Source organism: Leifsonia sp. KNZ12-8B (assembly GCF_056755495.1).
This window is the reverse complement of the sequence record NZ_JBPGXM010000123.1, coordinates 1-11,336: the sequence shown is the minus strand read 5'-3', so window position 1 is coordinate 11,336 and position 11,336 is coordinate 1. Positions and strand designations below refer to the sequence as shown.

Genomic DNA, 11,336 nt, shown 5'->3' with positions numbered 1-11,336 from the left:
AGGTCGGCGGTTCGTGGCAGGGTGGTGGTGTGGCGGGGGCGAGATACGAGTTCGAGACCGAGCTGTTCCGGTGGGCGGCCCGGCGCGAGGTGTGGGTGTTCGCGCGGCTTCCGGACGACGTGTCGGAGGAGATCCACGATCAGCCGCACCCGCCGGCAGGGTTCGGCTCGGTGAAGGTGATGGTGACGCTGGGCGGATCGCGGTGGGCGACCTCGATCTTCCCGGAGAGCGCGGACGGGCCGTTCGTGGTCCCGATCAAGGGGTCGGTGCGGCGCGCCGAGGGCCTGGAACTCGGGGATCGCGTGCGGCTGGGGGTCGAGACGCTGCTGTAGCAGGCGAGAGCGCCCGCCCTGGGGCTTGCCTGGGCGAGGGATGCAGGCTTGCTGAGGGAATGACGCGACCGCTGCCGCGGGAGCGGTGCGCGTGCCTACCCTGAGCGCACGACGACGGCCGCCCGCCGGCGTCGCGATGCTCCAGTGACGGAGCCGAGGGACGGAGCCGGGCATGGGTGCGAACGTGTGGACCGTCACCGACCTCACCGCGGCCACCGGCGCGCCCCTCGGGGTGCATCAGCCCGCCGCCTGGGCCGACGCGGCGGGGTCGAGGTACGTGGTCTTCCAGGGGTACTCGTCGGTGACCGGCGGGACGGGTCACCTCCACCTCCTCCGCGCTCCCGCGCCCGACGCGGCCGCGCCCGCCGAGCCGGCACCCGCGCCCGACGCGCCCGCCGACGACGGGCTCTGGGTGCTCGCCGACCTCACCGCGCTGACGGGCGCACCGGAGGCCGCGACGACGGCGCGGGGCTACTCGCGATCGGTGGACGGGAGCCAGCACGTCGTGTACCAGGGGCGGCGGTTCGACGGGCACGTGCACGAGCTGAGCTGCTTCGATGCGGCGGACGACTGGGCGCACCGCGACCTCACCGAGACCACCGGGGCGCCGCTCGCGCTCTCGCAGCCGTCGGGGTTCGAGACCCGGTACGACGGCACGCAGCGCGTCGTGTACCAGGGGCGCGACGGGCACATCCATCAGCTGGCGGAGGCGGGAGGGGCGTGGCGCCACGAGGATCTCACCGCCATCACCGGGTCGCCGCCGTGCGCGCCGGACGCCGCCCCCGCCGGCTACGGGTACGACGCGCGGCGCAGCGCCCACGTGATCGTGCGGACCGCCGACGGGCACCTCCTCGAGTACCGCGAACGGGCCGGTGAATGGGACTGGACGGACCTCATGATCGCGACCCGCTCCCCCGTGGCCTCCGACGCCGAGACCGTGTGCGGGTATGTGCTCGCCGCGGAGCCGACCCAGCACGTCGACTTCGTGGGCGGCGACGGGCACGTGCACGAGCTGTGGCGGGGAGACGGCGAGTGGCGGCACAACGATCTCACCGCGGCCGCGGGGGCCCCTCCGGCGCAGGCCACCACGCAGCCCGCCTCCTACGCGGCCGAGGAAGGTTCCGGCCGGCCCACGCAGCACGTGCTGTTCGTCGGGACGGACGCGTACGTCCACGAGCTGTGGCGGGCCGACGGCGACTGGCACTTCACCGAGGTGACGTCGGCCGCGCTCGGGTCGCTGGGCGTGCTCGGGCATCCGGTCGGGTTCGCGGTCGCGGACGGCACCCACGACTGCTGCTACCTCGCCAGGACGCACGAGCTGGTGCTGCTGCGCGCCGCGGCGTGACGGCTGCGCCGCCGCGGCGTGACGGCAGTTACGCGCCGAAGCGGACCTCGGCCGCCGCCTCCACGGCGAACAGTTGGTCCGGGTAGCGCAGGCCGGAGAAGTACCGGTTGGTGTGCGCGACGATCTGCTCGGCGGTGATCGTGACACCCTCCCACTCGGCGTCCGTGGTGGTGTGCGCGTCGCCGACGAGCGTGACGTCGTAGCCGCGGACGGCCGCGCTCTGCGTCGTCGTGCGGATGCAGAAGTCGCTCTGCGCGCCCGCGACGACGAGGCGGGCGGCGTCCAGGCCCTCCAGCAGCTCGTCGAGGTCGGTGTCGGCGAACGCGTCGCGATAGTGCTTGGCGACCACCGGCTCCCCCGCGGCCGGGACGAGCGCGTCGGCGAACCGCCACGGCTCGCTGCCGTGCTCGAGGCCCTCCTCCTCATGCTGCACCCACACGACAGGGGTGCCGGCGGCGCGCGCCCGGTCGACGAGCGCGGCGGTGCGGGCGACCACGCCGTCGGCGTCGAGGCAGCCGTCGAGCACACCTTTCTGCAGATCGATCACGAGCAGGACGGTCGGGATGGCTGAGCTCACGCCTCCATCCTGGCAGGCGTCGCCCGGAGAGACGGCGCGCCGCTCAGCGCCCGGTCGACATGATCGTGTTGAGCGCCAGCACGATGATCAGCCCGTTGAAGAAGTAGCTCAGCACCGAGTGCCAGACGACCGTCCAGCGCGCCCGGGAGGTGAGCACCTCGACGTCGGACGCGGCGAAGGTCGTCCCGAGCGTGAAGGCGAAGTACACGAAGTCGACGAAGCGCGGGCCGGTGGCGGGAGCGCCCTCCTGCACCGGGAAGCGCAGCATCGGCTCGGGCGCCGCGTAGTAGCGCTGGTAGTAGATCTGCGAGAAGCCCCAGTGCAGGAACCCCCACGCCAGCAGCATCGACCACACGCCGACGAGGTCGATCAGCGAGCCGATGTCCGGGTCGTTGTGCAGGCCGAGCACCTGCAGCGCCGCCGTGAAGCCGATGAGGCTCGCGAGGATCGTCGCCGTCATCGAGACCACGCGCGCCAGACGGCCGACCTCGAAGCGAGACGGGCGGTCGGCGGCCGTCGCCGGCCGCTTCGAGGCGCGGCCCAGCACGACGAGCACGACGATCTCGTACACCGTGCCGATCGCGCACCACGTGGCGAGGAGGCCGATCGTGTTCTCGGCGTCCTCTTCGAGCACGACCGCCCACAGCCCGACGACGATCATCGCGAGCTGCGCGGTCAGGCTGAGGGCGAAGCCGAGCAGCACGCGGGGCCGGCGGGCGGCGGCGGCGGTCGACATACGTGGATGCTAGCGTCCAGGATGGGCGTATGCCCTCCGCCTCCACCGCGCCCGTGCACGTCGTCGCGGCGGTGATCGAGCGCGCGGGGAGACTGCTGGCCTGCCGCCGCGCGCCCGGCAAGGACGCGGCCGGCCGGTGGGAGTTCCCGGGCGGCAAGGTCGAGCCCGGCGAGCAGCCGGAGGAGGCGCTGGCGCGCGAGATCATGGAGGAGCTCGGCGTGCGCATCCACGTGGGCGCCCTGATCGACCGCACGGTCACCGGCCGGGTCGACCTCGCCTGCTACGCGGCGGCCCTCGCCGACGCCGTGCCGACGACGAGCACGGACCACGACGCGCTGCGCTGGCTCGCGCCGGACCGGCTGCACGAGGTGCACTGGGCCGATGCGGACCTGGCGGCGGTGGCGGCGCTCGCCCCACCCGCTTGACCGCGGGGCGGAGTGTGCAGTCTGCACAGAAACCGTTCTGATCAAGGCGGTTCGCACATTCCGTGCCTCCCGGTGGTCCCTCTACGGTGAACGGAACCCGCTCCTCCACCCGTCAGAAGGAAACCCACATGGCACGGACAGCACATGCCGACGACTTCGCCCTCTCCCGCGTGACCCCCGACGCCCGCAAGCCGTGGTTCGGGATCGCGGTGCAGCGGTTCGGCCAGGTGTCGGCCCTCTCGCAGTTCCTGCTCGGGGCCACCCTGGGCTACAGCATGACCTTCTGGGAGGCCGCGCTCGCGCTGCTGCTCGGCTCGATCATCCTCGAGGTCATCATGTGCATCGTCGGCATCATCGGCCAGAAGGAGGGTCTCAACACCGCCCTCCTCGCCCGCTGGACCGGCTTCGGCGAGATCGGCGCGTCGCTCGTCGGCCTCGCGATCGGGATCAGCCTGATCGGCTGGTTCGGCATCCAGTCCGCGATCTCGGCGCAGTCGCTCGACGCGCTCATGCCGGGGGTCATGCCGATCTGGGTGTGGAGCGTCATCTTCGGCCTCGCGGTCACGGCCGTCGTGGCGTTCGGCTTCGTCGGGATGCAGTGGCTGGCGAACATCACCGTGCCGCTGTTCCTCATCCTGGTCGGCTGGTCGGTGATCAGCGAGCTGAGCAAGCACTCGATCGGCGACCTGCTCACCTCTCCCGCCCCCGGCCCGACGTTGACGATCTGGCAGGGGACGGGGATCGTCGCGGGCGGCCTCATCGTCGGCGCGATCATCACGGCCGACATGACCCGCTTCAACCGCAGCCGCGCCGACGTCGTGAAGCAGACGGTGCTCGGTGTGACGCTCGGCGAGTTCGTCATCGGCCTCGCCGGCGTGCTGCTCGCCCACGCGGCTGCGACCGGCGACATCGTCGCGATCGTGACCTCCTCCATCGGGTTCGTCGGCCTGATCATCGTGATCACCGGCACGCTGAAGATCAACGACTGGAACCTCTACTCGTCGACGCTGGGCCTCGTGAACTTCATCTCGACGGCGTTCTCGAAGAACCTGCACCGGGTCACGACGACGATCGTGCTGGGCGTCGTGGGGACCGTGCTCGCCGCGGCGGGCATCCTGTCGGCCTTCACCGGGTTCCTCACCGTGCTGGGCGTCGCGTTCCCGCCGATCGCCGGCATCATCGTGGCCGAGTACTTCTTCGTCCGGAAGTGGCGCGGCGACCTCGACGCCACCCGCGCCTCGGGCCGCCTGCCGCAGTTCGCGCCGCGGATCGTCCCGGCGACGCTCGTGGTGTGGCTGGTCTCGTCGCTGGTCGGCTACTTCGTCACGTGGGGCATCCCGGCCATCTGGTCGCTGCTGCTCTCGATCGTGCTCTACACGATCGCCGGCCGGCTCGGCTGGGTGCGCGGCATCGGACGCGCCACGACGCAGCAGGCCTCCCCGGCCGACTCCGAGCCGGCGGCCACGGCCGGTCCGGAGGCGGTCGCCACCAACTGAGCCGCACGGCTCGCACAGCACCGAACCACCCGCTGCGGGGGGGCGCCCCCCCCCCCCCCCCCCCCCCCCCCCCCCCCCCCCCCCCCCCCCCCCCCGCGGGCCCCGCCCGGGGCCCCCCCCCCGCAGCACAGCAGAAAGCGGAACACATGCACATCGGCATCGACGTCGGGGGCACGAACACCGACGCAGTGCTCATGGACGGCCGGACCACCCTCGCCGGCGTCAAGAACTCGACCAGCCCGGACGTCACGAGCGGCATCGTCAGCGCCATCGAGGCGCTCCGCGCGGCGCAGGACTTCGACGGCGGCGACATCGACGCGGTGATGATCGGCACCACGCACTTCATCAACGCGCTCGTGCAGGCCAAGCGGCTCGCCCCGACCGCCGCGCTGCGGCTCGGCCTGCCGGCGACCAAGGCGCTCCCCCCGCTCGTGGACTGGCCGGAGACGCTGATCGAGGCCATCGGCGGCCGCAGCTACCTCGCGCACGGCGGCTACGAGTTCGACGGCCGCCCGATCTCCGCCCTCGACGTGTCCGAGCTGAAGGGCATCGCGGCCGACATGGCGTCGCACGGCGTGCGCTCCGTGGCGATCTCGTCGGTCTTCTCGCCGGTGAACCACGACGTGGAGACGCAGGCCGCCGCGGTCATCGCCGCGGAGCTGGGTGACGGCGTCGCCATCTCGCTGTCGCACGAGATCGGCCGGATCGGCCTGCTGGAGCGCGAGAACGCGACCATCATCAACGCCGCGCTGCGCGAGCTGGCCTCCGAGATCGTCGACGGCCTCACGGCGGCGGTCCGCGCGCAGGGCATCGACGCGCCGATCTTCCTCAGCCAGAACGACGGCACCCTGATGGACGAGGACTACGTGCGCCTCTACCCCGTCGCCACCTTCGCCTCAGGCCCGACGAACTCCATGCGCGGCGCCGCCCTCACCAGCGGGCTGGAGACCTGCGCGGTGGTCGACATCGGCGGCACCACGGCCGACATCGGCCTCCTGATCAACGGCTTCCCGCGCGAGACCGCCAACGAGGTCAAAGTGGCCGGCGTGCGCACGAACTTCCGGATGCCGGACGTGCTCTCCATCGGCATCGGCGGGGGGTCGATCGTCGACACCGAGACCGCGGAGGTCGGCCCTGAGTCCGTCGGCTACCGGCTGACCACCGAGGCGCTCGTCTTCGGCGGCTCCACCCTGACGGCGACCGACATCGCCGTCGCCGCCGGGCGCGCCCAGGTCGGGGATCCGTCGAAGGTCGCCCACCTCGACCCGGCGTTCGTGCAGCGCGTGCTCGCGCGCATCGCCGAACGCGTCGCGGAGGCCGTCGACCGGATGCGGACCTCGCCCGACCCCATCCCGGTCGTCGCCGTCGGCGGCGGCTCCATCCTCCTGCCGGACGAGCTGCCGATCTTCGGCGCCGTGCACCGGCCAGAGAACTACGCCGTCGCGAACGCGATCGGCGCATCCATCGCGCAGGTCGGGGGCGAGATCGACAAGGTGTACGCCGTCGAGCCCGGCCGGCGCGACGAGGCCATCGCCGCCGTTCGGGCGGAGGCGGTGGACAAGGCGATCGCCGCCGGCGCCTCCCCCACGTCGGTGGCGATCGTCGACTTCGACGAGGTGCCCATCCCGTACCTGCCCGGCAACGCCACGCGCATCCGCGTGAAGGCGGTCGGCGACCTGGCGATGGGGGTGCGGGTATGAGCTGGACGCTGACCGCCGACGTGATCGGCGACCTCGCGCGCGGCGCGGCCGTGCTCGGGACCGGAGGCGGCGGCGACCCGTACATCGGCTCGCTGCTGGCCAGGCAGGCGCTCGCGCAGCACGGCCCGGTCACCGTGGTGGGGCTGGACGAGGTGCCCGACGACGCCCTCGTGCTGACCGTGGCGATGATGGGCGCCCCGACGGTCATGGTCGAGAAGCTGCCGAGCCTCGACGAGGTCGTCGCGCCCGTGCACGCGCTCGGCACGTACCTCGGCCGTCCGGTCACGCACGTGGCCTGCGCCGAGATCGGCGGCGTGAACTCCACCATCCCGGTCGCCGCGGCCGCGGCCCTCGGCCTGCCGCTGCTCGACGCGGACGGCATGGGCCGGGCGTTCCCCGAGCTGCAGATGGTGCTGCCCACGCTCTACGACGTGACGGCGTCGCCGCTCGCCTTCAGCGACGAGAAGGGCAACGTCGGCGTGCTGCAGACCGTCGACAACCACTGGACCGAGCGGATCGCCCGCGTCGCGTGCGTCGAGATGGGCTGCTCGGTGATGATCTCCGGCTTCCCGATGAGCGGGCAGGTGGCGAGGGAGGCGCTGGTCTCGGGCTCCCTCTCGCACAGCCTCGCGATCGGCTCCGGCATCGCGGAAGCCCGGCTCGCCAAGACCGACCCGGTCGCCGCGACCGTCGAGCGGCTGGGCGGCCGCGAGTTCTTCGCGGGCAAGGTCGTCGACGTCGAGCGCGCCACCACGACCGGGTTCGCCCGCGGCCGCGCCCGCATCGAGGCGCAGGGCGCGGACGGCGACGCGGAGGCGCTCGAGCTGTCGTTCCAGAACGAGCACCTCGTGGCCCGGGCCGGCGGCGTGACCTGCGCGACGACCCCCGACCTGATCATCGTGCTCGACGCCGAGAGCGGCGAGCCGATCACGACGGAGGGCCTCCGCTACGGCCAGCGCGTGCGCGTGGTGGCGGCGCCGAGCGACCCGCGCTGGCACACGCCGGAGGCGCTCGCGATGGTCGGCCCCGGATACTTCGGCTACGACCTCCCGTCGCACCGCTTCGACGGCACCCCGGAGCACGAGCTCGTGGCGGCCGGCGCATGAGCTGGACCCTCACCGCGGCGGACCTGCCCGACCTCGCCCGCGGCGCGACCCTCCTCGGCACGGGAGGAGGCGGCGACCCGTACATCGGGCAGATGCTGGTCGCGCGCGTGCTGGAGCAGCGCGGCGGCGGTTCGATCACCATCCTCGACCCGGACGAGCTCCCCGACGATCTCTTCGTCATCCCGACCGCGCAGATGGGCGCCCCGACCGTGATGATCGAGAAGATCCCGGCCGGGACCGAGCCGACGCTCGCCCTCCGGACGCTGGAGGCGCACCTCGGCCGCACGGCCGACGCCACCATGCCGATCGAGTGCGGCGGCATCAACTCGATGATCCCGCTCATCGTCGCGGCCGAGACCGGGCTCCCGGTGGTGGACGCCGATGGGATGGGTCGAGCCTTCCCCGAGCTCTCGATGGAGACGTTCGCGGTCTACGGCGTGCACGGATCGCCGCTCGCCCTCGCCGGGGAGCGCGGCGAGACCGTCGTGATCGACACCGGCGACGACGACCGGCAGATGGAATGGCTGGCCCGCGGGGTGACCATCCGGCTCGGCGGCGTGGGGCACATCGCCGAGTACGCGATGAGCGGCGCCGACGCGCGCCGCACGGCCGTGCCGCGCACGCTCTCGATGGCGCTGGCGCTCGGCCGCGCGATCCGGGAGGCGCGGGAGCAGCACCGCTCGCCGTTCGAGGCGATCGCCGACACCCTCTCCACCACCCTGTACTCGGAGGTGCGCGAGCTGTTCAGCGGCAAGGTCACCGACGTCGAGCGACGCACGACCGAGGGCTTCGCCAAGGGCAGGGCCACCGTCTCGGCGCTCGATGCGGCGGACGCGTCGACGCTCGAGATCCGGTTCCAGAACGAGAACCTGATCGCGCTGCGCGACGGCGAGCTCGTCGCGATCGTCCCCGACCTGATCTGCGTCACCGACATCGAGTCGGGTGAGCCGATCACCACGGAGGGCCTCCGCTACGGCCAGCGGGTGCGGGTGCTCGGCATCTCGACCCCGGCGATGATGCGGACGCCGGAGGCGCTGGCCGCATTCGGGCCGCGCGCCTTCGGGCTGACGGAGGAGTTCGTCCCCGTCGAATCCCGCGCCCTCGCGCGGGTGGGCTCGGCCTGACCCCGCAGCGGCCGGCGGCCGCGGCAGCGCCTACCCTGGAGAGCATGAGAACCCTCGGCCCGGAGCGCCTGGAGGCGCTGAGCCGGGGGTTCTCGCTGCTCGGGTCGGGCGGCGGCGGCACCACGACGCTGCTCCGGCTGATGGCGGCCCGTGCCCCGGTCTGGCCGCTGCTCCTCCACCCGGTGACCGAGCTCGACCCTGCCACGCCCTGCGTCACCGTCGCCTTCGCGGGCTCGACGCACCTGCTGACCGAGCGCATCCCCTCCGCGTCGGCCTTCGACCCGCTGCTGGCCGCGGCCGAGCGCTGGACGGGCGTGACGCCGCGCGCGGTCTGCGCGATGGAGGGCGGCGGGATGAACGGCCTCAGCCCGCTGCTCGTCGCCGACCGCCTCGCCGTGGTCGACGCCGACTGCATGGGCCGCGCACTCCCCCGGCTCGATCAGGTGTCGCTGCTGGTCGACGGCCTGCCCGGCGTGGTCACGGTGTGCGACACGGGGCGCGGCGTCGTGGTGATCGAGACCGGGCGCGCCGCCGACGTCGAGTCGCAGGTGCGTGCGGCCATCGTGCAGGCGGGCGGCACCGCCGCGGTGCTCATGGCCGGGTTCACCGTCGGCGACCTGCGCGACCACGCCGTGAACGGCACCGTGTCGCGTGCGCTCCGGCTCGGCGAGCGGATGGCCGGCGCCGCCGCGTCGAGCGCGGCCGAGCTCGCCAGGGCGCTCGACGGGCGCCTTGTCGGCGCGGGCCGCGTAACGCGGGTGGAGCCCTCGCCCCACGACCCCTACGTCAGCGCGCTGCAGGTCGACGGCGACGACGGCTCCCTGCTACGGCTGGTCGCCGGTTCCGAACTTCTGGCGGTCGTGCGCGACGGCGAGACCGTCGCCTCCACACCCGAGATCATCGTGGCGCTCGACACGCTGTCGCGCGACATCCTGCAGGTCGACGGCGTCACGCTCGCCCGGCACGTGACGGTGCTGGCGCTGCCGGCGCCCGCCTGGTGGACGCAGCGGGACGACCGCCTGGTGCGCGTCACCCCCTCCGCCTTCGGCCTGGACGGGGTGGAGGCGGCATGAGCGACAGCCTGACCCTCGCGGCCCTGCTCGCCCACCCCGCGGGCGGCGGCCTCCACCCGGTGGCGGGGGCCGACCCGGCGACCGAATGGCGCGACCTCGTCGTCGGCGCGACCGAGGGCGACCTGCCGGAGGACGGGACCGGCCTGCTGGCGCTGCTCACCTCCCCTCCCCCGGCGACGCCGTGGCAGCAGGACGCCCTGGTGCGCCGCGTGCGCGACCGCGGCTACCGCGCGCTCGCGGCACCCGGGGCGGAGGCGTTCGGGCCCGGGACGAGGGCGCTCGCGGAGCGCTTCGGCCTGGCCATGCTCGCCGTCGACGAGCCGATGGCGCTCGCGCGGGCGGCCTGGGAGCTGGTCGAGGGCAGGGACGCGCTCACGCTCGGCTACGTCCGCCGGGTCGCGCAGTCGATCGAGTACCACGCCGACAACCTCGCCGACCTCCTCCGGCACCTGTCGGCGAGCGTCGGGCACGGCGTCGCGCTCATCGACGGGGAGGGCGTGCTGCTGCAGGCGGGCGGCGAGCTGCCGGCCGCCGTGCACGCCGCCATCGACTTCGCGCCGTGGCTCGACACCGTCTCGGTCGATGCCGGCTCCGCCGCGTCGGTCCGGGTCGACAGCCCGAGCCGGGCCGGCCTGCGGCTCGCGGTCTTCGGCACCGGGCTGAGCACGTTCCAGCTGAGCGCGCTCGCGATCGCGGCGGAGGTCGCCATGCCCGCCGTCGCGGCGCGCATCCTCATCGACGAGGTCGCCGACGTCAACGACGCCGCCGTCGCGTCGGGGCTGCTGCGCGACTTCCTCGAACGCAGCGACGACCGCGACGCCGAGCTGGAGCAGCGGATGCTCGAGCGCGGCTGGCGCACGACCGGCTACCACCTCGGGTTCCGGCTCATCGGCCGCAGCCGGGTCGACACCCTCCAGCTGCTGCGGTTCGTCACGCGCGAGCTGACCGCCCTGCCGCTCGACTCGCACGCCGCCACCAGTGGACGCGGCGTGACGGGCTGGCTGAGCTTCGCCGCGCCTCCCGCTCCGAGCCGGGTGGAGGACGCGGTGCGCGCGCTGCGGATGCTGCACGCCTCCGCCCGCCGCGCCTTCAATGTCGCCACCGGCATCGGCACGCTGGAGACCGGCCCGGCGGGCCTCGTCGCCACCCTCGAAGGCGCTGCCGACGCGGCCCGGCTCGCCGCGGACCGCTCGGCGACCGGCTACGTCCTGCGGATCGACGCGCTGGGGCTCGAGCAGCTGCTGCTGTCGTGGACGGGCAGCGACACCTTCGTGCCCGCGGCGGAGTCCCTCCTCGCGCCGCTGCTGTCCCGCGGCCCCGAGCTCGTGGAGACCCTCACCGCGTACCTGGACCACGAGTCCGGCATCGCCGCGACCGCCGATGCCCTCGGCCTGCACCGCAACCTGTCTCTTATACACATCT

Annotated in this window: 11 protein-coding genes; 9 read left to right on the top strand and 2 right to left on the bottom strand. The window is 73.5% G+C overall.

Going from position 1 to position 11,336, the window contains the following annotated elements; translation table 11 throughout:
* Together ACR9ZG_RS15265 and ACR9ZG_RS15260 are read left to right on the top strand one after the other, a co-directional pair.
* Window positions 1-332, top strand: a 332-nt coding sequence (locus ACR9ZG_RS15265; protein WP_481285701.1) for a DUF1905 domain-containing protein, incomplete at its 5' end; no start/stop codon positions are given.
* A 172-nt stretch (window positions 333-504) separates the two neighbouring features.
* Window positions 505-1,677, top strand: a complete 1,173-nt coding sequence (locus tag ACR9ZG_RS15260; protein ID WP_481285700.1) for a hypothetical protein — start codon at window positions 505-507, stop codon at window positions 1,675-1,677.
* 28 nt (window positions 1,678-1,705) lie between these two features.
* Here ACR9ZG_RS15260 and ACR9ZG_RS15255 read toward each other — a convergent pair whose 3' ends face one another.
* Both ACR9ZG_RS15255 and ACR9ZG_RS15250 read right to left on the bottom strand, forming a co-directional pair.
* On the bottom strand, window positions 1,706-2,254 hold the full coding sequence (locus ACR9ZG_RS15255; protein WP_481285699.1) for a cysteine hydrolase family protein: 549 nt from the start codon (window positions 2,252-2,254) through the stop codon (window positions 1,706-1,708).
* A gap of 43 nt (window positions 2,255-2,297) precedes the next feature.
* Window positions 2,298-2,990, bottom strand: a complete 693-nt coding sequence (locus tag ACR9ZG_RS15250; protein WP_481285698.1) for a DUF1345 domain-containing protein — start codon at window positions 2,988-2,990, stop codon at window positions 2,298-2,300.
* Between the two features lie 29 nt (window positions 2,991-3,019).
* Between ACR9ZG_RS15250 and ACR9ZG_RS15245 the strand changes: the two genes are divergently transcribed.
* The 7 genes from ACR9ZG_RS15245 to ACR9ZG_RS15215 all read left to right on the top strand — a co-directional run.
* Entirely contained in the window at window positions 3,020-3,415 is a 396-nt protein-coding gene (locus ACR9ZG_RS15245) for a (deoxy)nucleoside triphosphate pyrophosphohydrolase (RefSeq protein WP_481285697.1), read from the top strand.
* 128 nt (window positions 3,416-3,543) lie between these two features.
* A complete protein-coding gene (locus tag ACR9ZG_RS15240; protein WP_481285696.1) occupies window positions 3,544-4,911 on the top strand; it encodes a purine-cytosine permease family protein in 1,368 nt (455 codons plus the stop codon).
* A 146-nt stretch (window positions 4,912-5,057) separates the two neighbouring features.
* Window positions 5,058-6,611: a hydantoinase/oxoprolinase N-terminal domain-containing protein gene (locus ACR9ZG_RS15235; RefSeq protein WP_481285695.1), complete on the top strand. Its 1,554-nt coding sequence runs from the start codon at window positions 5,058-5,060 to the stop codon at window positions 6,609-6,611.
* Window positions 6,608-7,717, top strand: coding sequence for a DUF917 domain-containing protein (locus ACR9ZG_RS15230; protein WP_481285694.1), 1,110 nt, complete (start codon window positions 6,608-6,610; stop codon window positions 7,715-7,717). The genes ACR9ZG_RS15235 and ACR9ZG_RS15230 overlap by 4 nt, the downstream gene beginning before the upstream one ends.
* On the top strand, window positions 7,714-8,841 hold the full coding sequence (locus tag ACR9ZG_RS15225) for a DUF917 domain-containing protein (protein WP_481285693.1): 1,128 nt from the start codon (window positions 7,714-7,716) through the stop codon (window positions 8,839-8,841). The genes ACR9ZG_RS15230 and ACR9ZG_RS15225 overlap by 4 nt, the downstream gene beginning before the upstream one ends.
* Before the next feature lie 44 nt (window positions 8,842-8,885).
* Window positions 8,886-9,914, top strand: a complete 1,029-nt coding sequence (locus tag ACR9ZG_RS15220; protein ID WP_481285692.1) for a DUF917 domain-containing protein — start codon at window positions 8,886-8,888, stop codon at window positions 9,912-9,914.
* Window positions 9,911-11,336, top strand: a 1,426-nt coding sequence (locus tag ACR9ZG_RS15215; protein WP_481285691.1) for a PucR family transcriptional regulator, incomplete at its 3' end; no start/stop codon positions are given. The genes ACR9ZG_RS15220 and ACR9ZG_RS15215, both read left to right, overlap by 4 nt.